Raw genomic sequence first — 20,605 nt, 5'->3', positions numbered from 1 at the left:
GCCGTCAGGCCGACGCCCTCCGGATCAGCCTCGTCGGCAGGACCACGCTCCGGAGGGGGACCTCGGGGTCGGTCGCCGCGGGGGTGCGCGCGAGGCGGTGCAGGAGGAGGCGGGTCATCAGACGGCCCATCTCCTCGATGTCCTGGCGGACGGTCGTGAGGGGCGGGTCGGTCTGTTCGGGGATCGGGAGCATGTCGTCGAAGCCGATCACCGCGACGTCCTCCGGAACCCGGCGGCCCTGTTCCCGCAGGACGCGCAGCGCACCCGAGGCACTGAGGTCGTTCGCGGCGAACACGGCGTCCAGACCGGGCCGTCGGGCCAGCAGTTCACGCATCGCCTCTTCCCCGCCGCCCGGCGTGAAGTCGCCCGCTGCGAGCAGCGCCGGGTCGGTGTCACCCATGACATCGAGGTACCCGTCGAGCCGGTCGACCGCCGAGGTCTGGTCGAGCGGCCCGGTGATGTGCGCGACCCGGGTACGCCCGAGGGCGACGAGATGCCGTACGGCGTCCTGCGCACCGCCCCGGTTGTCGCTGTCGACGTAGAGGGTCCCGCCCCCGGAACGCCGCCCGGCCTCGTCACCGTAGAGGGACCCGCCGGGATACAGCCCCGCACCACGCTCACCGCCCGGCGTTCCGCCGTACGCGCCCGTGTGCCGCTCCGGCGCGGAACCGTTGCCCGTCGGCCCGGGGCGCCGCTCACGCGTCTCACCGTCGTCTCGACGCGGCTCGCCACCGCGCTCTCCCGCGCCCCCGTCTCCCCGGAGTCCTCCGTTCCGCCGCGCCGCCTCGCCCGCGCCCCTGTCCGCCCGGAACCCCCCGCCGCGCCCCACCACACCCCACCCCGGTCTCCCCCCGATGACCATCGGCACCCCCGCCCCCCTGATCAGCCCAGGCAGGGGGTCGTCGAGGTGGAGGGAGAAGACCAGGGCTCCGTCCACGTGTCCGCCCGCGAGGTAGCGGGCGACGCGGGCGTGGTCGTCGCGGCCCTCCGTGAGGAGCAGGACGAGTTGGTTGTCGTGGGTGGTCAGCTCCTTGCTGATGCCGCGGAGCTGGCGGCCGAAGAAGGGGTCGGCGAAGACGCGGGTCTCGGGTTCGGCGATGACGACGGCGACGGCGTCGTGGCGGCGGGTGACGAGGCTGCGGGCGGCCTGGTTGGGGACGTATCCCAGTTCCTCGACGGCTCGGCGGACCCGTTCGACGAGGGGTTCGCGTACTCCGTCGCCGCCGTTGACGACGCGGGAGACGGTCGCCCGTGACACCCCGGCCCGCGCGGCCACGGCCTCCAGAGTGGGACGTGGGGCGGTGTCGGTCACGTCGTCTCCTCCGGTGCCGGTGTGCGGTTCAGGATAGTCACCGCGTACCCGGCGGGGGATCAACGGCCCCCGGGGAGAAGGGTGTTACGCCGTTCTCAGTGCTCGTGCCCACCCCCGTGCCCGCCCTCGTACCCGGGGATCGTCCCGTCCGTCCTCTTCACCAGGAACAGCCCCACCATCCCCATGTCGGAGTGGCTCTGGACGTGGCAGTGGTACATCCAGGCGCCCGCCCCCACCCCCTCCCCCGCGATGACCTGGAAGCCGAACGAGTCGGCGGGGCCGACGATCTTGTTGTCGATGACGCGCGTGGGGTCGTCGGGGCCGGTCAGGATGCCGGTGCGGTTGTCGGCCCAGCGGTGCCCGTGCATGTGGAACGTGTGGTAGTAGTCGCCGTGCGTGATCATGACGAACTCGACGCGATCCCCCACCGTGGCCTCGAAGTTCGGGCCCGAGTGCGCGGGCTTGTTGTTGATGAGCATGTCGTTGAAGACGATGGTGTGGGTCGCGTCGGGCAGGACATCGCCCTTGCGGCGGACGATCACCGGCCCGTACAGGCCCTTGCGGATGCCGATCGTGCCGTGTTCGGTGCCGACGACGTGGTCGTGGTAGTGCCAGTACCCGGCGCTGCCGGGCCGCCAGGTGCCGTCCGCGCGGCGCCCGGGGAGGTGCGTGCGCCAGGTGTACGTCCGGGTGGCGCCGGGCGCGACGTCGCTGTGGTTCATCTTCGTGCCGTCGCTGGTGATCTCGTAGTCGAGACCGTGGACGTGGAGGCTGACGGGGACGTCGAGGGTGTTCTCGAAGGCTATGTGCACGGTGTCGCCCTCGTACAGCTCGATGAGCGGGCCGGGGACGGACGCCTTGCCCTTCTCGAAGCCGTAGCCGAACTGCCCGTCGGGGAGTCTCTCGGCGTACATCGTGAGGTGTCTGACCGTGCCGGTGGGGGGCGCCGCGACGGCGCTGCGGGTGCTCGGCGCGAGGCTCAGCGAGGCGGCGGCCGCCGCACCCCCGAGCAGGGTCCGTCGGTCGAATCCGCGTCCGTCCATGCCTCAACTCCCCGTCCAGAGAAGGGTTGCCTGTGATGAACCTGTGAGACGGTACCGGCCCTGGGGCTGTTTATCCACACTCAGGACAAAGTTCGAGGTATTCCGGCCTTAGGTGTTGGCGAACGGCACAAAGGGGTCTAGCTTCCTTGGCGCTGTCCGCCGTGACCGAGGAGGTGCCCGTGCACTTACGAGGATCGAGCACGAGAAGACGGATCTGGCTGGCCACCGGGGTGATCGTCGCGGGGCTGCTGTCCGCGCCGACCGCCGCACAGGCGGTCCCTCCGAAGGAACCGCCACCCCCGACAACGCTGTCCGTCAAGTCGCCCCCGGGCGGCGCGGATGTGAAGGTGCTGGTCTTCTACGGCTCCGCGGCGGCCGGTGACGAGTCGCCGGTCGTGAACGCGGGGATCGCGGCGATCGAGCGCATCGGCCTGACGGGTCCGGCCAACCAGCGGTTCGCGGTGGACGCGACGGACGACGCGCGGATCTTCACCGACGGTGCCACGCTGGGGAGTTACAACGCGGTCGCGTTCCTGACCGGGGGCGGTGACGTCCTCGACCCGGACCAGGAGGCGGGCCTTGAGGCGTACATGGAGGCGGGCGGCGGTTTCCTCGGCGTCCATGACGCGGCCCGCGCCGAGCCGTACTCCGACTGGTTCACCGGCCTGATCGGCGCCCGGCCGGCCGCGTCGAGCCCAACCAACGTGCAGCGCGCGGTGGTTGAGGTCGGCGACCGGCAGCATCCGGCGACCAAGGACGTGCCGGTGCAGTGGAAGCGGGCCGACCAGTGGTTCAACTGGGCGAAGAACCCGTCCGGCGAGGTCCACACGGTCGCCCGGGTACGCGAGCGGTCCTACCAGCCCGGTACGGGCGCCAACGGCTGGGACCACCCGGTGAGTTGGTGCCGTGACTACGACGGCGGCCGGTCCTTCTACACCGGCATGGGCGGCACGGTGTCCTCGTACGACGAGACCGAGTTCCGCGCGCATCTGCGGGGCGCCCTGCTGTGGACGACGCGGCTCGTACAGGCCGACTGCAAGGCCACCATCACCGCCAACTACCGGGCGGAGCGCCTGACTCAGCCCAACCAGCCGGGCCAGAACGACCAGATCGGCGAACCGCACGGCCTGGTGACCGCGCCCGACGGACGGGTGCTGTACATCGGCCGGGGCGGCGCCGACTCCTCCCAGCCGGTGGTCACCGACTGGAACAACCCGGAGATCGGCAAGGGCAAGGGCGAGGTCCACGTCTACGACCCGAGGACCAAGAAGGTGACGCTCGCAGGGGCGTTGACCGTCTTCGGCAACAAGGGCGGCGGCGACGAGCTGATCAAGGTCGAGGAGGGCCTCCTCGGCATCGAGCTGGACCCGCGCTTCGAGGACAACGGCTGGGTGTACCTGCACTACACACCCCACTCGCGGCTGAACCGGGACACGCGGATGGCCGAACGGCGCGTCTCCCGCTTCACGTTGGACCTCGCGAACAACAAGCTGGACCTGGACAGCGAGAAAGTGCTCCTCAACTGGCCGGTGCAGGTGCACAGTTGCTGCCACGCGGGCGGCGGGATGTCCTGGGACTCCAAGGGCAACCTGTACATCGCGACGGGTGACAACAACTCCAGCCAGTTCAGCGAGGGTTACTCCGGCAACAACCCGGCGCCGAACTACAAGGGCGTCTCCTTCGCGGACGCCCGCCGCACCGCCGGCAACACCAACAACCTCAACGGCAAGATCCTGCGCATCCACCCGGAGCCCGACGGCACCTACACCCTCCCGGCGGGCAACCTGTTCACCGGCAAGGAGACCGCCGAGGGCGGCGGCAAGACGCGCGGCGAGATCTATGTGATGGGTGTCCGCAACCCGGCGCGCATCTTCGTCGACAAGAAGACCGACGTCCTGTACGCCGGGTGGGTCGGCCCCGACGCGCCCGCGCCCTCGACGACATGGGGTCCGGCGAAGTACGACACGTTCGCCGCCATCACCCGGGCGGGCAACCGGGGCTGGCCGTTCTGCATGGGCAACAAGCAGCCCTACCGGGACCGGAACCTGCCGGACCCGACGAAGCCGCTCGGCTGGTACGACTGCGACCACCCGAGGAACGAGTCACCGAACAACGACGGACTGGTCAACCTGCCGCCGGTCACCGGCAACAACATCTGGTACTCGCCGCAGGGCGGCGCACCGGACTATCCGCGCGACGCGAACGGCATCCCCTCCTACCAGCAGTCGCAGGCCACCTACCTGCTGCCGTGGCTCAAGGGCGGCGGCCAGGCGACGATGAACGGGCCCGTGTACCGCTACGACACGGCGTCCGCGAGCGCCGTCAAGTGGCCGTCCTACTGGGACGGCAAGTGGTTCGTCGGCGACTTCTACGACGGCGACCAGCCGCGCAACGCCGTCGTCATGGACCCGGCGAACCAGGGCGACGGCGGACTGCCCGTGCACTCCGAGTCGCTCAAGAAGATCGTGCCCGTCGGCAACGACCGCATCAAGAACCTCATGGACTGGAAGTTCGGCCCCGACGGCGCGCTCTACGTCCTCGACTACGGGCGGGGTTTCTTCACCTCCGACGCCAGGTCGGCTCTGTGGAAGGTCACTTACACGGGCGGCGGGCCGACCCCGGCCGCCGGACAACTGGCGCGGGGGTGGTGACGGTGGAACAACGACAACGACAACGCCTGTGGACGGCCCTGCTGGCGGCCGTGCTGATGGTGCTGGGGCTCCAGTCCCTGCCCAGCAGCGCACGCCAACAGACCGCGCAGGACCAGGTGTTGACCTGGACCGCCGGGGACGACATCACCAAGTACACCTCGGCGCCGAAGACGGCCGTGGCGGGCAAGGCGACGATCGTCTTCGAGAACAGCAAGGCGACCGGCAACACGACCGGCATGCCGCACACGCTGACGTTCGTGACGAGCGACCCCGAGTTCAACGGGGACGTCCAGCTCAACATCCTGGCCAACCCGTTCGACGACACGGGCGGCCGACACACCGCCGAGGTGACCCTCACCCCGGGCCGCTACTTCTACCACTGCACGATCCCCGGCCACGGCCAGATGCAGGGCATCCTCGTCGTGACCGAGGGCACCGGCGAGGACACGACGGCCCCTGAGACCGATGCCGTTGTGTCGGGCACGCAGAACGCCCAGGGCGAGTACGTCGGTTCGGCGAGCGTCGCCCTCAGCGCGACCGACGCGGGCTCGGGCGTCGACCGGATCGAGTACGCGATCGGCGACGAGGACGTCTGGCGGCCGTACACCGCGCCGATCGTCGTCGACCAGGTCGGCCAGTACACCGGCCGCTACCGGGCGTTCGACAAGGCCGGGAACGTGTCGGCCGAGAAGAGCGTACGGTTCACGGTCGTCACGCCGCCGAGCGACGACACGACCGCGCCGGAGACGTCGGCCACGGTCAGCGGTGAACAGCGGCCCGACGGAACGTACATCGACATGGCGACCGTCACCGTCACCGCGTCCGACACCGGTTCGGGCGTCAACACCATCGAATACGCGGTGAACGACGGGAGTTGGCAGCCCTACACCGCGCCCGTGATGGTGCATCAGCTCGGCACGCACACGGTCCGCCACCGGGCCACCGACAAGGCGGGCAACGTGTCCGCCGTGAAGTCCGTACAGTTCACGGTGGTCGCCGCGCCCGCCCCCGACAAGGTCCCGCCGGTGACCGGGGCGACCGTCGGCGGGACGCGCAACTCCGACGGCGCGTACGTCGGTTCGGCGCGCGTCACGGTGAGCGCGACGGACGAGGGCGGTTCGGGGGTCGACCGGATCGAGTACTCGCTCGACGCCGGGCCCTATCTGGCGTACGGGGCACCCGTGGTCGTCGACCGGGCGGGCACGCACACGCTCGCGTACCGGGCGACGGACAAGGCCGGGAACACGGCGGCCGCGCGGAACGTCACCTTCACGGTCGTGGGCAGCTCGGTCCCGGCGCCCAACTGCCCCGAGTTCGACGAGCGGTTGACGGTCATCGTCGGGACGGTCGACTCGGGTGTGCCGAACCGGCTCACGGGCAGCCGGTGCAGGATCAACGAGTTGATCGAGGACGAGAAGCAGTGGACGTCCCACGCGCTGTTCCTCAAGCACGTGAAGACCATCCTGGACGGGCTGTTCAGGGACGGGGTGGTCGACGAGCGCGAGTACGACGCGATCGACGCGGCGGCCAAGGGGTCCGGGATCGGTACGCCGGGACAGACCGAGGGCTACCGCACGATCATGGACGGCACGGCCGGTTCGTTCGCCAAGTGGCAGCAGGTGGGCGGCGGTTCGTTCGCGCTGAACGCGGACGGCTCGATCACCAGCGGCACCACCCGGGCGGGCCTCGGCATGCTCTGGTTCCCGCAGCGCACCTACGGCGACTTTTCGCTGCGCCTCCAGTGGCGTGACGACGCGCCGGGCACCGCGAACACCAACTCCGGTGTGTTCGTGCGGTTCCCGTGGGTCCACGACCACCCCGAGGAGTCGCGTCCGGAGTGGGTGGCCATCAAGTACGGGCACGAGGTCCAGGCGTTCGACTCGCCCACCGGCGACATGTACAAGTCCGGGTCGGTCTACGGCTTCGACCGGGTCGGACTCGCCGGGGCACAGGTCACCCAGAAGGGCACCTGGAACGACTACGAGATCCGGGTGGTCGACCAGCACTACTCGGTGTTCCGCAACGGCGTGCTGATCAACGAGTTCGACAACATCGGCGGTCAGGTCTTCGAGCCGCCGCGCGGTGACGATCCGGGGACCGACGGCCGGCGGTACGCGGCCGGGTACATCGGGCTCCAGGTCCACGGGACGACGGACGTCGTGTCGTTCCGGGACGTCAGGATCAAGGAGTTGTAGCCCACAGGACTCGACTCCCTTTGCCTGAAAGGCTGTTACTCGGTACGGGCTCGGCTCGGCTGGACCCGCTTGGGCTCCCCCGGCATCTTGGGGTACTCGGGCGGGTACGGCAGATCGCCGAGCCCGTGCTCGTGCTCGTCCCGGCGGGCCAGGTCGAGGAGCGCGTCCAGCGAGAACGCGTGCTCGTCCATGTCCGCGTGCACGTCGCCGAGTTCGGCGAAGCGCGCGGGCATGGTCGCGAGGTCGAAGTCCCGGGGGTGCGCGTCGTCCAGCTCGTCCCAGCGCAGGGGGGCGGAGACGGGGGCGTGCGGGTGGGGACGTACGGAGTAGGCGGAGGCGATGGTGCGGTCGCGCGCGGTCTGGTTGTAGTCGATGAAGATCCGCTCGCCGCGTTCCTCCTTCCACCACTTGATCGTCACGTCGTCCGGCATCCGGCGTTCCATCTCCCGCCCGACGGCGATCGCCGCGCGGCGGACCTCGGTGAACGTCCAGCGGGGTTCGATGGGCACGAAGACGTGCAGTCCGCGCCCGCCGGAGGTCTTGGGCCAGCCCCGCAGTCCGCCGAACTCGTCCAGTACGGCCCGTAGTTCGTGGGCGGCGCGGACCGCGTCGTCGTAGTCGGTGCCGGGTTGCGGGTCGAGGTCGATGCGGAGTTCGTCGGGGTGGTCGACGTCGGCGCGGCGGACGGGCCAGGGGTGGAAGGTGAGGGTCCCGTACTGGGCGGCCCACAGGACGGCGGCCTCCTCGGTGGGGCACATCTCGTCGGCGCTGCGTCCGCTGGGGAAGGTGATGTGGGCGGTGGGGATCCAGTCGGGCATGTTCTTGGGGGCGCGCTTCTGGAAGAAGTTCTCGCCGGTCACACCGTCGGGGTAGCGCTCCAGGGTGGTGGGGCGCTCGCGCAGGGCGCGCAGGATGCCGGGGGCGACCGCCTGGTAGTAGCGGGCGAGGTCCAGCTTGGTGAATCCGCGCTCCGGGAAGAACACCTTGTCGGGGCTGGACAGCCGTACCGTCCGCCCGCCCGCCTCCAGCTCGACCGCTTCACCCATGGGGCCACGGTCGCATATCAGGCATTTCACCGCATTAAGAGTGAGACTTCACCCATGGATCTGCCGGTCATGCCTCCCGTGAAGCCCATGCTCGCCAAGTCCGTGGCGAAGATCCCGCCGGGCATGCAGTACGAGGCGAAGTGGGACGGGTTCCGGGCGATCGTGTTCCGCGACGGGGACACCGTCGAGCTGGGCAGCCGGACGACGAAACCGCTGACCAGGTACTTCCCCGAACTGGTGGCAGCACTCAAGGAGCGGTTGCCCGAGCGGTGCGTGCTGGACGGGGAGATCGTGATCGCGCGGGACGGGCGCCTGGACTTCGACGCGCTGACCGAGCGGATCCACCCGGCGGACTCCCGGGTCCGTACGCTCGCCGAGCGCACCCCGGCGTCGTTCGTCGCCTTCGACCTGCTCGCCCTCGCGGACACGGCCCTCCTGGACGTCCCCCTCGCCGACCGCCGCGCCCTCCTGGAACGCGCGCTGGCCGGGGTGACCGCCCCCGTCCACCTGGCCCCGGCGACGACCGACACGGCGGTGGCCGAGCGCTGGTTCGAGCAGTACGAGGGCGCCGGTCTCGACGGCGTGATCGCGAAGCCCCTGACGCTGCCGTACCGCCAGGACGAACGCGCGATGTTCAAGGTCAAGCACGAGCGCACGGCGGACGTGGTGGTCGCCGGCTACCGCTTCCACAAGAGCGGCCCGGTGGTGGGCTCGCTGCTCCTCGGTCTGTACGACGCCGGGGGCACCCTCCAGCACGTGGGCGTGTCGGCGTCGTTCACGATGGCCCGGCGCGCGGAGCTGGTGGCGGAGCTGGAGCCGCTGCGGATGGCCGACGCCTCGGGGCATCCGTGGGCGGCCTGGGGGGACGCGGCGGCGCACGAGGCGGCGCGGCTGCCGGGGGCGCCGAGCCGCTGGTCGGGGAAGAAGGACCTCTCGTGGGTGCCGGTGCGGCCCGAGCGGGTCGCGGAGGTGGCGTACGACCACATGGAGAACGGCGTCCGCTTCCGCCACACGGCCCGCTTCCGCCGCTGGCGCCCGGACAGGACGCCGGAGAGCTGTACGTACGCGCAGCTGGAGGAGCCGGTGCGGTACGACCTCGGGGAGATCCTGGGGACGCCCGCCACCTGAATGGCGTAGGAGATCGAGCGTGATCGCTTTTGACCGGGTATGGCCACCAGCGACCTCTTCGGCGCACCCCTCAGGGATACGGACCGGTGACACCCGTGGACATCACACGATCGAACCCGAAACGCACGACACGCACAGCGCGCACAGCCGCCCTCCTGCTCACCGCGACCCTCACGACGGCCCTGGTGGCGGGCTGTACCGCTGCCCCGCGCGCGGGCGACGACGCGGTGAACGGCTCCCTCAAGCCCCGCGCGCGCACCGGCCCCGTCCTCGCCGTGAAGATCGACAACGCGCGCGCCGCCCGCCCGCACACCGGCCTCGACGCGGCGGACGTCGTGTACGTCGAGCCGGTCGAGGGCGGGATGAGCCGCCTGATGGCGGTGTACGCGACGAGGCTCCCGCAGGCGATCGGGCCGGTCCGCAGCGCGCGCCAGTCGGACCTGGAGCTGTTGCGCCAGTTCGACCGCCCGGTGCTCGCGTTCTCGGGCGCCCAGCGCAAACTGCACCCGCTGATCGACAAGGCGCCCCTGAGGGCGATCGAGCCCGGTGAGGTGTCCGGCGCGTACTACCGGGGCCGCGCGAAGTCGGCGCCCCACAACCTCTACCTGCGCCCCGGACGGCTGGTGCGCTCGGCGCCGGGGGCCGCCGCGCTGGACGCGACCGGGTTCCGCTTCGGGCCGGCGCCCTCGGGCGGGCGGGCCGTGGGCTCCCGTACCGTGCGCTACCCGGCGGCCCGGTTCACGTTCACCTGGTCGGCGAGCCGGGCGCGCTGGCTGGTCCGGATGGACGGGGCGACGGCTCGGCGGGTGGCCCCGGCGACGGTCGTCGTGCAGTACGTGAAGGTCCGCAGGAGCCGCTTCCACGACGTCCTGGGCAACCACACGCCCTACCCGCAGACCGTCGGCTCCGGGCGGGCGACCGTCCTGCGGGGCGGGCGGGCGTACGACGTCGTCTGGAAGCGGCCGAGGGCGGCGGACGGGACGCGGTTCACGACGCGGGACGGGAAGAGCGTGAACTTCGCGCGCGGGCAGGTGTGGGTGGTGTTCGCGCGGGCGTCCTGAGCGTCAGGGGGCGCTCTCGCGCGCGTAGGCCGGTTCGCCGGGGTGGCGCAGGTCCTCCGCCGCGTCGGCGAGCCGCTGCACGAGCGCGAAGAACAGGGCCTGTTCGGTGACCGACAGGGGCGCGAGGAAGACCTGGTTCATGCGTGCCGTACGGACGGTCAGTTTGCGGTGGACGCGTACGCCGTCCTCGGTCGGGCGCAGCAGGGAGCGGCGGCCGTCGTGCGGGTCGCGGACCTTGTCGAGGAGGCCGCGCCTGCCGAGCCGGCTGATCACCTCGGCGATCGTCGAACGGTCCAGGCCGACACGCTCCCCCACCGTCCGCTGGTCCAGGCCGGGTTCGGCGACGAGCGTGTTCAGGACGGCGAACTGCGGGGAGGTGATCTCCTCCGAGACCATCGTGTTCCACAGCAGGTAGTGCGCCTGCTGGAGCCGCCGGGCCAGGTGCCCGGGGTGGGTGGTGAGGTCCACCGCGCCCATGGACGCTCCCCTCGTCGAATTCGTTGGTGTACTGAACGATACCCGCAGGGTCCGACCGTTGTCTTTACTCCGTGCACACGTCTCACCTGCTTCAATGCAAGGGTCTTGACGGTGGTTCGCCGCAGTGGGAGCGTGTGGGCATCCTCGCTGAAATGCTCAGTGTGCTGAGCAATGGGAGAGATGGGGCTCGACGGATGGACAAGGTGGTCGCCACGGCCCGGGAGGCGGTGGCCGATGTGGGCGACGGTGCGTCGCTCGCGGTCGGTGGGTTCGGACTGAGCGGTGTGCCGACGGTGCTGATCGACGCGCTGTTCGCGCGCGGGTCGGGCGGGCTGTCGGTGGTGTCCAACAACTGCGGCGCGATGGAGTCCGGGCTCGCGGTGCTGCTCGCGGCGGGGCGGATCGCCCGGGTCACCGGGTCGTACATCGGGGCCAACAAGGAGTTCGCCCGGCAGTACCTCGCCGGGGAGCTGGAGGTCGAGCTGATCCCCCAGGGCACCCTGGCCGAGCGCCTGCGCGCGGGAGGCGCGGGCATCCCGGCCTTCTTCACGCCCGCCGGGGTGGGCACGCAGGTCGCGGACGGCGGGCTGCCGTGGCGGTACGACGGCGCGGGCGGTGTCGCCGTGGCCTCGCCGCCCAAGGAGGTCCGGGAGTTCGACGGCGTCGAGTACGTCATGGAGCGCGGCATCCGGACCGACTTCGCGCTGGTCCGCGCGGCCAGGGGCGACCGGCACGGGAACCTCGTCTTCAACAAGTCGGCGCGCAACTTCAACCCCCTGGCCGCGATGGCCGGGCGGGTCACGATCGCCGAGGTCGAGGAGCTGGTGGAGCCCGGGGAGATCGATCCGGACGCGGTGCATCTGCCGGGGATCTTCGTCCAGCGCGTGATCGCGCTGACGCCCGGGCAGGCCGCCGACAAGAAGATCGAGCAGCGGACGGTGAGCAGCTGATGGCCTGGACACGCGAGGAGATGGCCGCGCGGGCGGCGCGCGAGCTGCCCGACGGGAGCTACGTCAATCTGGGCATCGGACTGCCGACGCTCATCCCGAACTACCTGCCCGCCGGCGTCGAGGTGGTCCTGGAGTCGGAGAACGGGATCCTCGGGACCGGGCCCTACCCGGCCGAGGACGCCGTCGACCCGGATCTGATCAACGCCGGCAAGGAGACCGTCACCGTCCTGCCGGGGGCCTCCTTCTTCGACTCCGCGCTGTCCTTCGGGATGATCCGGGGCGGGCACATCGACGTCGCCGTACTGGGCGCGATGCAGGTCTCCGCCGGCGGTGATCTCGCCAACTGGGCCATTCCCGGGAAGCTGATCACCGGGATCGGCGGGGCCATGGATCTCGTGCACGGGGCGCGGACCGTCATCGTCGTGATGACGCACACCGCCAAGGACGGGTCGCCGAAGATTCTTGAGCGGTGTGCCCTGCCTCTGACCGGCAAGGGGTGCGTGAACCGGGTCATCACCGACCTCGGGGTCCTCGACGTCACCGGGGACGGGCTGGTGCTCGTCGAGACCGCTCCCGGAGTGACGGTCGAGGAGATCGTGGACAAGACCGAGGCCAAAGTGATCGTGACGGAGGGTCTGGCATGAAGGACGTCTACATCGTCGACGCGGTCCGCACGCCCTTCGGGCGGTACAACGGCGGGCTCGCGAGTGTGCGGCCCGACGACCTCGGGGCGCATGTGATCCGGGAACTCCTCGCGCGGACGCCGGAGCTGGACCCCGCGCTCGTGGCGGACGTGTACTTCGGGAACGCCAACGGGGCCGGTGAGGAGAACCGCAACGTCGGGCGGATGGCCGGGTTGCTCGCCGGGCTGCCGGTGAGTGTGCCCGGGGTGACCGTCAACCGGCTCTGTGCGTCCGGGCTGGAGGCGGTGGTCCAGGGGGCCCGGGCCATCGCCGTCGGGGACGCGTCCGTCGTCGTCGCCGGTGGGGTGGAGTCGATGACCCGGGCGCCGTATGTGCTGCCCAAGTCGGATCGGCCGTTCCCCGCGGGCAATGCCGAGTTGTACTCGACCACCCTGGGGTGGCGGATGGTCAATCCCAAGATGGCGCCCGAGTGGACCATTCCGCTCGGTGAGTCGGCCGAACTCATCGCCGACAAGCACAAGATCACGCGTGAGCAGCAGGACGAGTTCTCGTTGGGGTCGCATCGGAAGGCTGCGGCCGCTCGGCGACAGGGGTTGTTCGACGTCGAGTTGGCCGCGGTTCCCGTTCCGCAGCGGAAGGGGGAGGCCGTTTCCTTCGGGATCGACGAGTGTGTGCGGGAGGACGCCTCGCTGGAGGCCATGGCCAAGTTGAAGCCGTCGTTCCGGAAAGAGGGTGGGCGGGTCACGGCGGGGAGTTCGTCGCCGCTCAACGACGGGGCGGCCGCGGTGCTGTTGGTCGATGAGGAAGGGCTTCGCCTGAGCGGGCGTGAGCCTCTTGCCCGGGTGTCGGCTGTGGGGGTTGCCGGGATCGCTCCTCAGTACTTCGGGTTGGCTCCTGTCGAGGCGGTCGGGCGGGCGCTGGGCAAGGCCGGTAAGGGGTACGGGGATCTGGATGTGCTGGAGCTGAACGAGGCGTTCGCCGCGCAGGTGTTGGGGTGTGTGGCTGAGTGGCCCGAGCTGGATCCTGCGGTGCTGAATCCTCAGGGCGGGGCTATTGCTATTGGGCATCCGTTGGGGGCGTCCGGGGCTCGGCTGGCGGGGACTGTGGCTCATCAACTGGCCCGGAAGGGAGCGGGGGTTGGTGTTGCGACGCTTTGCATCGGGGTTGGGCAAGGGCTCGCGGTGGTTTTTGAGCGGTAGGTCCTGCCCAGTTCCGTTCGTTGGCGAGTGCGGGCCGTATGTGGCTTGTCGCGCAGTTCCCCGCGCCCCTAAAAGATGAAAGGCACTCCCCTTCATGACGCTCACCCAGCATGATATTGACCTCGAAATAGCCTCCGAGCGCGCCGCCTATGAGAAGCGGGTCGGCGATGGGGCTCCCGTCGAGCATCATCCCCGGCGTGACTACGCCCCTTACCGGTCCTCCGTGTTGCGCCACCCCAAACAACCCCTCGTCACCATAGACACCAGCAAAGATCCCGAACTCGTCGAGCTCTTCTCCCCCGCCTTCGGGGAGCGGGACATCACCGAGATCGACAATGATCTGACCCGGCAGCATCACGGGGAGCCGGTCGGGGAGCGGATCACCGTGTCCGGGCGGGTTGTCGATCGGGGTGGGCGGCCGTTGCGGGGACAGCTCGTCGAGATCTGGCAGGCCAATTCCGCCGGGCGGTACGCGCATCAGCGGGAGCAGCATGATGCTCCGCTGGATCCGAATTTCACCGGGGTCGGGCGGACGCTGACCGATCAGGACGGGTTCTATGAGTTCACGACCATTCAGCCCGGGCCTTATCCCTGGCGGCAGCATGTGAATGCCTGGCGGCCCGCGCACATTCACTTCTCCCTGTTCGGGAGCGCGTTCACCCAGCGGCTCGTCACGCAGATGTACTTCCCCGCCGACCCCCTGTTCCCGTACGACCCGATCATCCAGTCCGTCACCGACGACGCCGCGCGCCAGCGGCTCGTGGCGACGTACGACCACGGGCTGTCGGTGCCGGAGTTCTCGATGGGGTACCGGTGGGACATCGTGCTGGACGGCCCGCAGGCGACGTGGATGGAAGAAGGACGCTGATGACGAGGATCGACACGGCCGGGCCGGCACTGCCGACGCCGTCGCACACGGTGGGGCCGTTCTACGGGCACGCGCTGCCGTTCCCCGGCGGCGGGGAGATCGCGCCGGTGGGACACCCGGGGACGATCACCCTCCAGGGGTACGTGTACGACGGTGAGGGCAAGCCCCTGCCGGACGCGCTGCTCGAACTGTGGGGCGCCGACCCCGAGGGCAAGGTCGCGCACGTGGACGGGTCGATGCGCAGGGACCCGGCGACCGGCGGGTTCCTCGGGCGCAACGGCGTGGAGTTCACCGGGTGGGGGCGGGTGCAGACCGACAGCAACGGGCACTGGTCGGCGCGGACGCTGCGCCCGGCGGCGCGCGGGGCGAGTGCGCCGTACGTCAGTGTGTGCGTGTTCGCGCGCGGGCTGCTGGTGCATCTGTACACGCGGATCTACCTGCCGGGCGACGAGGCCGCGCACGCCGCCGACCCGTTGCTGACGCGGCTGGAGCCTCAGCGGCGCAGCACGCTGGTCGCGGCCGAGGAGGGGCCGGGGTCGTACCGGTTCGACGTACGGCTCCAGGGCGAGGGCGAGACGGTCTTCCTGGAGTTCCGGTGAGTGACGACGGTCTGCTCGCCCCGGGCTGGAGCGGCTCCCCGGCCGCCGCCGCGACGAGCGACGCCGCCTATCTGCGCGCCCTCCTCGACGCGGAGGCCGCCCTGACCCGCGCCCAGGCGACGCTGGGCCTGGCCCCCGCCGAGGCCGCCGTCGCGGTCACCGGGGCCGCCGACCCGGCGCGTTTCGACGTGCGCGCCCTCGCCGAGCGGGCCCGGGCGGGCGGGAACCCGGTGATCCCGCTGGTCGCCGACCTCACGGCGGCGGTCGGCGCGGAGTACGGGCCGTACGTGCACCGGGGCGCCACCAGCCAGGACATCCTGGACACGGCCGCGATGCTGGTCGCCGCCCGCGCCCTCGACCTGGTCCTCGCCGACCTCGACCGCACCGCGCACGCGCTGGCCGGGCACGCCGCCGCGCACCGCGACACCGTGATGCCGGGCCGCACACTCACCCAGCACGCCGTACCGACGACCTTCGGTCTCAAGGCGGCCGGCTGGCGGGCGCTGGCGCTGGACGCGCGGGACCGGCTGGCCGCCGTACGGCGCTCGCTGCCCGCGCAACTGGGGGGTGCGGCGGGGACGTTGGCCGCGTTCGGCGTGTACGGCGGTGGTGACGTGAGCGCGCTGCCGGGGGCGTTCGCCGGGGAACTCGGGCTCCGGGAGCCGGAGTTGCCCTGGCATGTGCTGCGGACGCCGGTCGCCGATCTCGCCGGTTCGCTGGCGTTCACGGCGGGGGCGCTCGGGAAGGTCGGCGTCGATGTGCTGACGCTGGCGCGGACCGAGGTCGGGGAGGTCGCCGAGGGCAGCGGGGGCGGGTCGTCCGCGATGCCGCACAAGGCCAACCCCGTACGGGCCACGCTGATCTCGGCCGCCGCGCGGCGCGCGCCGCAGCTCGCGGCGACCCTGTACGGGGCGCTGGTCGCCGAGGACGAGCGGCCGGCCGGGGCCTGGCACGCCGAGTGGGAGCCGCTGCGGGATCTGCTGCGGCTGGTCGGCGGGGCCGCGCGGGATGCCGTGCAACTCGTCGAGGGGCTGCGGGTGTTGCCGGACGTCATGCGTGAACACCTGGGGCTCACGCACGGGTTGATCGTGTCCGAGCGGCTCGCCGCCGAGCTGTCCGTCGCGCTCGGGCGGGGGCGGGCGAAGGAATTGCTGGGTTCGCTGGCGGAGCGGACGTACCGCGAAGGGCGGTCGCTTCTCGAACTGCTGGGGGACGAGCCCGAGTTGAAGGGGCTCGATCTCGCCGGGCTCGCCGATCCCGTCCGTTACACCGGGCTCGCCGGTGTTCTCACCGACCGTGCGCTGGAGCGACGTTGACCGAGAAGCTGCTCAACCACCGTGTCGAGGGGGCGGCTTCGGCTCCGCCGTTGCTGCTGGGGCCCTCCGTGGGGACCTCGTACGCGTTGTGGGACCGGGTCGCGCCCGAGTTGTCGGTGACGCATCGGGTGGTGCGGTGGGATCTGCCGGGGCACGGGGAATCTGCCGCGGAGTTGGTCGCCGCCGGGGCGAGTATGAGTGAACTGGCCGCGCTGGTCGTGCGGTTGGCGGATTCCCTCGGGATCGAGCGGTTCGCCCATGCCGGGGTGTCCATCGGCGGGGCTGTGGGGATGCAGTTGGCGCTGGAGTATCCCGAGCGGGTCTCCTCGTTGGCCGTGATCTGTTCCTCCGCGCACTTCGGTGGGGCCGCGCCGTGGGAGGAGCGGGCCTCGCGGGTGCGGGCGGAAGGCATGGAGTGGCTCGTCGAGAGCACCGCCGGGCGGTGGTTCGCCGGGGAGTTCCGGGCGCCGGGGCTGTTGCGGGACCTTGTCGCCACCGACTCCGGTGCGTACGCGGCCTGTTGTGATGCCCTCGCCTCCTTCGACGTGCGGGAGCGGCTCGGGGAGATTCAGGCGCGGACACTGGTGATCGCCGGGCGGGAGGATCCCGCAACGCCTCCGGCCCATGCGCGGGAGATTGCCGACGGGGTTCCTGGGGCGACGCTGGTCGAGATTCCCGGGGCCGCGCATCTCGCTCCCGCGCAGTGTCCCGAGGCCGTGTTGAGTGCGCTGCGCGTGCATCTGGGGGGTGCGGCTCGGTCGGGGATGGGGGTGCGGCGGGAGGTGCTCGGGGATGCGCATGTCGATCGGGCTCAGGAGCGGCAGTCCGCGTTCACCTCGCGGTTCCAGGACTTCATCTCCCGGTATGCGTGGGGGGAGATCTGGACCGATGAGACGTTGTCGCGGCGGGAGCGGAGTCTTGTGACGCTGACGGCGCTGGTTGCCCACGGGCACTATGACGAGTTGGCCATGCATGTGCGGGCCGCTCGGCGTAATGGGCTGACGGCGGAGGAGATCGGGGCGGTGTTGTTGCAGACGGCTGTGTACTGCGGGGTGCCCGCCGCGAATTCGGCGTTCGCCGTTGCGCAGGGGGTGTTGGCGGAGGAAGAGGCGGGGTGAGTGGGGAGGCTTGTGAGTGGGTTGGTGCGGCGCCGTCGTGGCTGGTCGCGCAGTTCCCCGCGCCCCTAAAAGACACAGGTCGCCCGCCGCCCGAGAAGGCACCCCCGCTCCAGCTGACGTCCGAAAAAGCGCTCCTGCCGAGCCGCCACCCGAAAGAGCAGCCCTACCCCAGCGCCCGAGAAAGCACCCAGCTCCAGCCGGCGCCCGAAAAGCAGTCATACCCCCGCCGCCGCCCGAAAAGACACCTGCTCCAGCCGCCGCCCTGTAAAGCACGCTGCCCCAGCGCCAACCGCGCTCCCCCTACTCCAGTGCCCTCAGCGCCCCCTCCCCCTCCCGTACCAATCCGTCCGCCCCGCACGCTCGGGCCAGGTCCAGGCCCCTGCGTAGTTCTGAGGTCGAGCGGGAGAGGGTGCCGTACTCGATGCGGGCCGCCGCGTGTTCGTACTGGCAGGGGGAGGATTCCAGGTAGGTGACTGCCTGGGCGGCCAGGCGGACCGCTCGTTGGCCGGTTTCGAGGGTTGCCGCGCAGCGCAGGGCCTCGCCGATCGCCGTGTCCGTGCCGAGGCGTTCCGCTCGGGTGCGGGTGTCGGCCGCGAGGCGGGCGGCTCGGGTGGGGTCCTCGACGGCGAGGGCTCGGGCGAGGTCGAGTGCCCAGGGGACCATGACCGGGTTGAGGTGGCCTCGGGCGGCGGCGGCCTTCTCCGCTTCCTCCAGTTCGTTGATGCCCTCGGTCGTGCGGCCGACGGCGAGGAGCAGGCGGCCCCGGACGGAGCGGGGGTCGGGGAGGACGATCGTGGAGGGGGAGGGCGCGACGAAGTCGTACTGGGTGGCCGTCCGCCAGGCTTCGTCCACGTGGCCTCGGGCCAGGAGGACGTCGACGAGGTTGCAGATCGCCGACCAGTACAACGGCAGTCCCCGGCCCACGCGTTCGGCGAGGCGCAGTGCTTCGCGCAGGGAGGTCTCGGCCTCGCGCAGACGGCCCCGGCGGCGCAGCCCGAGGCCCAGGTAGGCGTGGGCGAGGGAGAGGTGGCCGCCGCTCCAGCCGGCGGAGGTGTAGGCGCGCAGGGCGCCGTTGAAGAGGGAGTCGGCGCGGTCGAGGCGGTCCGTGTAGGCGTACGCGGACGCGAGCATCATCGGCAGTTCGATGCCCCACGCGGTGTCGGTCCAGTCGAGGCCGGGCGCGAGGCCGCCGTTGACGAGGGCGCGGTCGCACAGTTCGGCGATCTCCTCCGCGTTCTCGCCCCGGCAGGTCGCGTCGAAGCCGCGCAGGATGAGCAGGGCGCGTTCGCCGTTGTCGCGGCCCGTGCAGGTCGCGGCGAGTTCGGCGAGCCGTTCGGAGCTGCCGGGCGCGGACGCCTCGCCGAGGACGAGGCGCTCCCACATGAACTGGACGGCCGTCAGCCGCATCCGCGCGGGCCCCGGTTCGTGCCGGGCGGCCTCGGTGCGGACCGTGCGGACGGCCTCGTCCAGCTCGTTGTTGTGCATCTGGGCCTGGGAGAGGCGGCAGACGGCGTCCAGGCGCACGTCCCCTTCGAGGCCGGGGAGTTGGAGGGCGCGGCGCAGGTGGGCGACGGTCTGGGAGGGGGAGGTGAGGAGGGTCGCGCAGCCGAGTTCGTACAGGACCTGGGCGTGTACTCCGGCGGCCGGGGGTTCCGCGAGGGCGCGTTCCAGGCAGCGGCGGGCCGCGTCGGGGGCGCCGACGGCGAGGTGGGCGCGGGCGGCCTCGCGGAGTTGTTCGACGAGGTCGGCGTCGCCCTCCGGGTGTACTTCGAGGAGGTGGCGGGAGGCGGCGGCGATGCCCCGGCCCGCGTCCAGGACGACCTTCGCGGCGACGCCGTGCATCGCGCCGCGCAGGAACTCGGGGATGTTGCTGTAGACGGCGGTCGCTATCAGCGGGTGCACGAAGACGAGGTCGCCGTCGTCCGCCGGTCCTGGCGCGGTGAGGATGCGGGCGGTGCGCAGGACCTCCACGCACTGCTCGGCCTTGGCGCGGCCGAGGCCCGCCATGCCGGCGGCGTGGTCGACGAAGATGTCGGTGCCGAGGATGGCCGCCGCCCAGGCGAAGCGGGTCGCCTCGATGCCGAGTCCTTCGAGGTGGGCGACGAAACCGCCGTCGTGGGCGGCCTTGTTGATGGTGCGCAGTTCCTCGGCGGCGGACTCGGTGGGTTCCAGGGCGCGGTCGTGGACCTTGGCGAGCAACTCGACCGTGTAGTAGGGGTTTCCGCCGGTGACCGCCCACACCTCGCGGCAGAACGGGTCGTCGGCCCGCTCGCCGAGCGTCGCGCGGGTCAGCTCGGCGACGGCGGCCGGGGAGAGCGCGGTGAGGCCGCGTACGGCGTCGCCCGCGAGGTCGTCGACCGCCGTCAGGTACGGGGCGGATGCCTCGTCGGCCTCGCCGGGGCGGTGGGCGACGACGACCAGGACGGAGAGGTCGGCGAGGCGTTCCGCGAACGCGGCCAGCCAGCGCAGGGTCTCCTGGTCCGCCCAGTGCGCGTCGTCGACCAGCAGGACCAGGGGGTGGTCTCGGGCCGCGAGGCGCCGGACGAGTTCCACCAGGCCGTCGTACACGCCCTGCGGGTCGGTGGGCGGCGGGCCCGGCTGCGTCAGGCCGAGGGCGGGGCCCGCGATGTCGTACCAGTCGCCCAGGTAGTCGCGGGCCTCCTCCGGGAGCAGGGAGAGCAGGGCCGGCTGGAGGAGCTGGCGTACGACGTGGAAGGGGACCGAGCGGAGGGTCTCGCCGGCGCGGGCGGACCAGACCGTGCAGCCCGCGGCCTCGGCGCGGCGGCGGGTCTCGGCCAGCAGGGCGGTCTTGCCGAGGCCGGCCTCGCCGCGGAAGACCAGAAGTCGGCCGGTGGACGCCGTGCCGTGGCGCAGTTCGGTCACCGCCCGGGTGAGGGTGACGACTTCCGCGTCGCGCTCCCACAGGGCGGCCGAGGTGGCCGGCTGTGGCCCTGCCTCCGTCATCCCGTTACCTCCCCGAGTCGCCCGAACGACGTAC

16 protein-coding genes are annotated in these 20,605 nt (G+C 71.3%); 11 read left to right on the top strand and 5 right to left on the bottom strand.

Features of this window, described 5'->3' with window-relative positions:
- Positions 1-4: 4 nt before the first annotated feature.
- Together ACLZOT_RS24870 and ACLZOT_RS24865 are read right to left on the bottom strand one after the other, a co-directional pair.
- Positions 5-1,312: a LacI family DNA-binding transcriptional regulator gene (locus ACLZOT_RS24870; protein ID WP_416971265.1), complete on the bottom strand. Its 1,308-nt coding sequence runs from the start codon at positions 1,310-1,312 to the stop codon at positions 5-7.
- Positions 1,313-1,407: 95 nt separating this feature from the next.
- Positions 1,408-2,355: a multicopper oxidase domain-containing protein gene (locus tag ACLZOT_RS24865; protein ID WP_416971264.1), complete on the bottom strand. Its 948-nt coding sequence runs from the start codon at positions 2,353-2,355 to the stop codon at positions 1,408-1,410.
- Positions 2,356-2,534: 179 nt separating this feature from the next.
- Between ACLZOT_RS24865 and ACLZOT_RS24860 the strand changes: the two genes are divergently transcribed.
- Both ACLZOT_RS24860 and ACLZOT_RS24855 read left to right on the top strand, forming a co-directional pair.
- Positions 2,535-5,006, top strand: a complete 2,472-nt coding sequence (locus ACLZOT_RS24860) for a ThuA domain-containing protein (RefSeq protein ID WP_416971352.1) — start codon at positions 2,535-2,537, stop codon at positions 5,004-5,006.
- A 56-nt stretch (positions 5,007-5,062) separates the two neighbouring features.
- Positions 5,063-7,201, top strand: coding sequence for an OmpL47-type beta-barrel domain-containing protein (locus tag ACLZOT_RS24855; protein WP_416971351.1), 2,139 nt, complete (start codon positions 5,063-5,065; stop codon positions 7,199-7,201).
- A gap of 35 nt (positions 7,202-7,236) precedes the next feature.
- Here ACLZOT_RS24855 and ligD read toward each other — a convergent pair whose 3' ends face one another.
- The gene (gene ligD, locus ACLZOT_RS24850; RefSeq protein ID WP_416971263.1) at positions 7,237-8,247 is read right to left on the bottom strand and encodes a non-homologous end-joining DNA ligase; all 1,011 of its coding nucleotides are present in this window, start codon (positions 8,245-8,247) and stop codon (positions 7,237-7,239) included.
- Positions 8,248-8,301: 54 nt separating this feature from the next.
- Between ligD and ACLZOT_RS24845 the strand changes: the two genes are divergently transcribed.
- Positions 8,302-9,375 carry an ATP-dependent DNA ligase gene (locus ACLZOT_RS24845; RefSeq protein WP_416971262.1) on the top strand — a complete coding sequence of 358 codons (1,074 nt, stop codon included), beginning with the start codon at positions 8,302-8,304 and terminating at the stop codon, positions 9,373-9,375.
- A gap of 86 nt (positions 9,376-9,461) precedes the next feature.
- A complete protein-coding gene (locus tag ACLZOT_RS24840) occupies positions 9,462-10,436 on the top strand; it encodes a DUF3048 domain-containing protein (protein ID WP_416971261.1) in 975 nt (324 codons plus the stop codon).
- A 3-nt stretch (positions 10,437-10,439) separates the two neighbouring features.
- Here the strand turns inward: ACLZOT_RS24840 and ACLZOT_RS24835 are convergent, their stop codons facing one another.
- Complete coding sequence (locus ACLZOT_RS24835; RefSeq protein WP_416971260.1) at positions 10,440-10,913, bottom strand: MarR family winged helix-turn-helix transcriptional regulator; 474 nt, start codon at positions 10,911-10,913, stop codon at positions 10,440-10,442.
- Between the two features lie 194 nt (positions 10,914-11,107).
- On the opposite strand from ACLZOT_RS24835, the gene ACLZOT_RS24830 reads away from it, so the two are divergent.
- The 7 genes from ACLZOT_RS24830 (at position 11,108) to pcaD (ending at position 17,607) form a co-directional block, all read left to right on the top strand.
- Positions 11,108-11,863: a CoA transferase subunit A gene (locus ACLZOT_RS24830; protein ID WP_416971259.1), complete on the top strand. Its 756-nt coding sequence runs from the start codon at positions 11,108-11,110 to the stop codon at positions 11,861-11,863.
- A complete protein-coding gene (locus ACLZOT_RS24825; protein ID WP_416971258.1) occupies positions 11,863-12,507 on the top strand; it encodes a CoA transferase subunit B in 645 nt (214 codons plus the stop codon). The genes ACLZOT_RS24830 and ACLZOT_RS24825 overlap by 1 nt, the downstream gene beginning before the upstream one ends.
- Positions 12,504-13,706, top strand: coding sequence for a thiolase family protein (locus tag ACLZOT_RS24820; RefSeq protein ID WP_416971257.1), 1,203 nt, complete (start codon positions 12,504-12,506; stop codon positions 13,704-13,706). Before ACLZOT_RS24825 ends, ACLZOT_RS24820 begins: the two co-directional genes overlap by 4 nt.
- Before the next feature lie 94 nt (positions 13,707-13,800).
- The gene (gene pcaH, locus ACLZOT_RS24815) at positions 13,801-14,574 is read left to right on the top strand and encodes a protocatechuate 3,4-dioxygenase subunit beta (protein WP_416971256.1); all 774 of its coding nucleotides are present in this window, start codon (positions 13,801-13,803) and stop codon (positions 14,572-14,574) included.
- Positions 14,574-15,173, top strand: coding sequence for a protocatechuate 3,4-dioxygenase subunit alpha (gene pcaG / locus ACLZOT_RS24810; protein ID WP_416971255.1), 600 nt, complete (start codon positions 14,574-14,576; stop codon positions 15,171-15,173). The genes pcaH and pcaG overlap by 1 nt, the downstream gene beginning before the upstream one ends.
- On the top strand, positions 15,170-16,489 hold the full coding sequence (gene pcaB / locus ACLZOT_RS24805) for a 3-carboxy-cis,cis-muconate cycloisomerase (RefSeq protein WP_416971254.1): 1,320 nt from the start codon (positions 15,170-15,172) through the stop codon (positions 16,487-16,489). Before pcaG ends, pcaB begins: the two co-directional genes overlap by 4 nt.
- On the top strand, positions 16,486-17,607 hold the full coding sequence (gene pcaD, locus ACLZOT_RS24800; RefSeq protein ID WP_416971253.1) for a 3-oxoadipate enol-lactonase: 1,122 nt from the start codon (positions 16,486-16,488) through the stop codon (positions 17,605-17,607). Before pcaB ends, pcaD begins: the two co-directional genes overlap by 4 nt.
- Positions 17,608-17,907: 300 nt before the next feature.
- Here pcaD and ACLZOT_RS24795 read toward each other — a convergent pair whose 3' ends face one another.
- A complete protein-coding gene (locus ACLZOT_RS24795) occupies positions 17,908-20,571 on the bottom strand; it encodes an ATP-binding protein (protein ID WP_416971252.1) in 2,664 nt (887 codons plus the stop codon).
- Between the last annotated feature and the right edge of the window lie 34 nt (positions 20,572-20,605).

Source organism: Streptomyces sp. 4F14, from assembly GCF_048159485.1.
Taxonomy (GTDB): domain Bacteria; phylum Actinomycetota; class Actinomycetes; order Streptomycetales; family Streptomycetaceae; genus Streptomyces.
Note: the sequence above shows the minus strand (reverse complement) of the source record. Positions and strands in the feature narration are given on the sequence as shown.

What these genes read in the sequence shown, in the direction of transcription:
- ACLZOT_RS24855 (WP_416971351.1), top strand. Translation starts at nt 5,063, where the DNA reads ATGGTGCTGGGGCTCCAGTCCCTGCCCAGCAGCGCACGCCAACAGACC.
- ACLZOT_RS24795 (WP_416971252.1), bottom strand. Translation starts at nt 20,571, where the DNA reads ATGACGGAGGCAGGGCCACAGCCGGCCACCTCGGCCGCCCTGTGGGAG.
- ACLZOT_RS24820 (WP_416971257.1), top strand. Translation starts at nt 12,504, where the DNA reads ATGAAGGACGTCTACATCGTCGACGCGGTCCGCACGCCCTTCGGGCGG.
- pcaH (WP_416971256.1), top strand. Translation starts at nt 13,801, where the DNA reads ATGACGCTCACCCAGCATGATATTGACCTCGAAATAGCCTCCGAGCGC.
- ACLZOT_RS24865 (WP_416971264.1), bottom strand. Translation starts at nt 2,355, where the DNA reads ATGGACGGACGCGGATTCGACCGACGGACCCTGCTCGGGGGTGCGGCG.
- ACLZOT_RS24830 (WP_416971259.1), top strand. Translation starts at nt 11,108, where the DNA reads ATGGACAAGGTGGTCGCCACGGCCCGGGAGGCGGTGGCCGATGTGGGC.
- ACLZOT_RS24835 (WP_416971260.1), bottom strand. Translation starts at nt 10,913, where the DNA reads ATGGGCGCGGTGGACCTCACCACCCACCCCGGGCACCTGGCCCGGCGG.
- ligD (WP_416971263.1), bottom strand. Translation starts at nt 8,247, where the DNA reads ATGGGTGAAGCGGTCGAGCTGGAGGCGGGCGGGCGGACGGTACGGCTG.
- pcaG (WP_416971255.1), top strand. Translation starts at nt 14,574, where the DNA reads ATGACGAGGATCGACACGGCCGGGCCGGCACTGCCGACGCCGTCGCAC.
- ACLZOT_RS24845 (WP_416971262.1), top strand. Translation starts at nt 8,302, where the DNA reads ATGGATCTGCCGGTCATGCCTCCCGTGAAGCCCATGCTCGCCAAGTCC.
- ACLZOT_RS24825 (WP_416971258.1), top strand. Translation starts at nt 11,863, where the DNA reads ATGGCCTGGACACGCGAGGAGATGGCCGCGCGGGCGGCGCGCGAGCTG.